The organism is Microvirga sp. KLBC 81 (genome assembly GCF_003075415.1).
GTDB lineage: Bacteria > Pseudomonadota > Alphaproteobacteria > Rhizobiales > Beijerinckiaceae > Microvirga.
In genome coordinates, this window is the sequence record NZ_QDAH01000205.1 from 1 (window position 1) to 2,463 (window position 2,463).

Sequence of the window (2,463 nt, forward strand, 5' to 3'; positions counted from 1 at the left end):
AAGCGCAATCGCCTGTATATCTGCGCCACTACGTCACTCTATGCCATCATGCTTCCCGTGAATGGGGCGAAGACGTTTTAGATACCGCAATGACGTCCAAGGTCCGCTGGTTAAGATGGAGCGTCTGTTGCGGCGTGTGCATTGGAATGGGGGAACCTCACAATGAACAAGCGTCCTTTTGAATTCGCAATTTATCCCAGCTTGCGTGACAAGGTCGTCCTGATTACCGGTGGAGGATCGGGCATCGGGGCATCGCATGTGGAGCAGTTCTGCGCCCAGGGAGCGAAGGTCGGCTTTATCGATATCAACCGCTCCGCTTCGGAAGAACTGGTCGCGAGGATCGCCGAAGCAGGGCATCCCAAACCGATGTTCTTCGAAGCGGATCTGCGCGATATTGCGGCCGTCAAGGAATGCATCAGCCGGTTTGCGGCTGCCGTCGGGGATGTGGATGTCCTCCTCAACAATGCAGCCCATGACGAGCGGCATCGGATTGAGGACGTAACAGTCGAGTACTGGGACGATCGGATCGCCGTGAACCTGCGTCATCTGTTCTTCGCCGCGCAGGCTGTCATTCCCGGCATGATCCGCAAGAAGAAGGGCGTGATCATCAACTTTGGATCCCTCAGCTGGCATATCGCCATGGGAGGCATGCCGGTCTATGTGACAGCGAAGGCCGGAATTGAGGGGCTGACAAGAGGGCTGGCCCGAGATCTCGGGCCGCATGACATTCGCGTCAACTGCCTCATTCCTGGGTGGATCATGACCCAGAGACAGCTGGACCTTTGGGTCACTCCCGAATCCGAAAAGGAAATCGAGCAGAATCAATGCCTGAAGTCGAAAGTATATCCAGATGACGTTGCCCGCATGGCGCTCTGGCTCGCGGCTGACGACAGCCGGATGTGTACCAATCAAACTTTCGTGGTCGATGGCGGCTGGATTTAGGCTAGGCCAGGATTGGCGAAGTTCTCCCGACCATTGCTCGGAGACCTCGCAGGCCGAGCAAACGGATCTCACCGGACGGTTCCGAACGATCGAGCGTGTCACCCGGTGCTGAAAACGGAAAGGCGCATAGAGGAAACAAATGTCTTTGATTACGTATCTGACGACAATCCGGTTCGAGTTTGGAGCCTCGCAGGGCCTCGCTGATGACGTTGCAGAGTTAGGCATCAAGGCGCCTCTGGTCATCGCCGATAAGGGCATTGAGGGCGCTGGGCTGGTCGATCGTCTCAAAGCCGTCCTGCCCAGGGGACAGGACGTGCCGGTGTTTACCGAAACGCCCACGAACCCGACGGAGCGCGCGGTACTTGCGGCGTTGGACCTCTACCGGTCGGAGGGCTGCGACGGGCTGATTGCCATTGGAGGGGGCTCGCCGATTGATCTGGCGAAGGGCGTCGCTCTTTTGTCGACGCATGGTGGGCCACTGGAGCAATACGCTGCGATCCTGGGCGGTATTCCGAAGATCACTTCTGCGGTTGCCCCGCTGATTGCAATTCCAACCACGGCCGGCACGGGCAGCGAGGTCGGCCGGGCAGCTCTGATCACCTTGGACGATGGCCGTAAACTCGGGTTCATCTCGCCACACCTGATCCCGAAGCGGGCGGTCTGCGATCCCGAACTCACGCTGGGCCTTCCGCCTGGCCTGACAGCCGCAACGGGAATGGACGCCATTACGCATTGCATCGAGACTTTCCTGAGCCCCCGGATCAACCCACCTGCGGAGGCGATTGCTCTCGATGGCTTGGTCCGCGCCCTGAGCAACATCGAGCAGGCGGTAGTTCAGGGCTCAAACCGCGAAGCGCGCTACGAGATGATGATGGCGGCGCTGGAAGGCGGCCTGACCTTCCAGAAGGGTCTCGGTGCTGTTCACGCACTCTCTCACCCTCTCGGGGGACTGAAGCAGGTGTCGCTGCACCACGGCACTCTGAATGCCGTGCTGCTCCCTTATGTGCTCGTATTCAACGAGGACCATTCCAGGACAAAATATGCAACTCTTCGTCAGAGGCTCGGCTTGGACGCCGACGCCGATCTGGCCGACTACATCCGCAACTTGAACAAGCGCCTCGGGATGCCTTCCACGCTGGTCGAGATGGGTGTGCCGCACGAGAGCCTTGCGGAGATCGCGGAGAGCGCGACGAAGGATCATTCCTCGGCGACCAACCCACGCCCTGCGAGCGCCGGCGATTACTTGGCCATCTTGGAAGCTGCCTATTCGGGCGGGCCGCTGCGGTGAATGGTTGAAGGCAGGCAAGTCTGCTCTGGTCGCCAATTCTCTCCGTTTCGAAACATATCATGCTCGCAGATACATTCGCCTTTCCTTTCACAAGGTTCTCCGAGAATGCCATCTCTTACAATATCCGCTGCTGATCTTCTTCCGGTTGATGGTTGCCGGGGAGCCTTGGCGGGTCGTGTTTGGCGCCCCGGCCTGGGTCCGTGTGTCGTGGCTGTTCGGGAGGAGGGAGTATT

2 protein-coding genes are annotated in these 2,463 nt (G+C 59.1%); both read left to right on the forward strand.

The features are described from left to right. Window positions 1–162: 162 nt before the first annotated feature. A complete protein-coding gene (locus tag DC522_RS33140; protein ID WP_116532647.1) occupies window positions 163–942 on the forward strand; it encodes an SDR family NAD(P)-dependent oxidoreductase in 780 nt (259 codons plus the stop codon). Window positions 943–1,081: 139 nt separating this feature from the next. After that, the gene (locus DC522_RS33145) at window positions 1,082–2,230 is read left to right on the forward strand and encodes an iron-containing alcohol dehydrogenase (protein WP_116532648.1); all 1,149 of its coding nucleotides are present in this window, start codon (window positions 1,082–1,084) and stop codon (window positions 2,228–2,230) included. The last annotated feature ends 233 nt before the right edge of the window (window positions 2,231–2,463 follow it).

Excerpts from the sequence above, each read along its gene's own strand:
- DC522_RS33145 (WP_116532648.1), top strand. The coding sequence starts at position 1,082 with ATGTCTTTGATTACGTATCTGACGACAATCCGGTTCGAGTTTGGAGCC.
- DC522_RS33140 (WP_116532647.1), top strand. The coding sequence starts at position 163 with ATGAACAAGCGTCCTTTTGAATTCGCAATTTATCCCAGCTTGCGTGAC.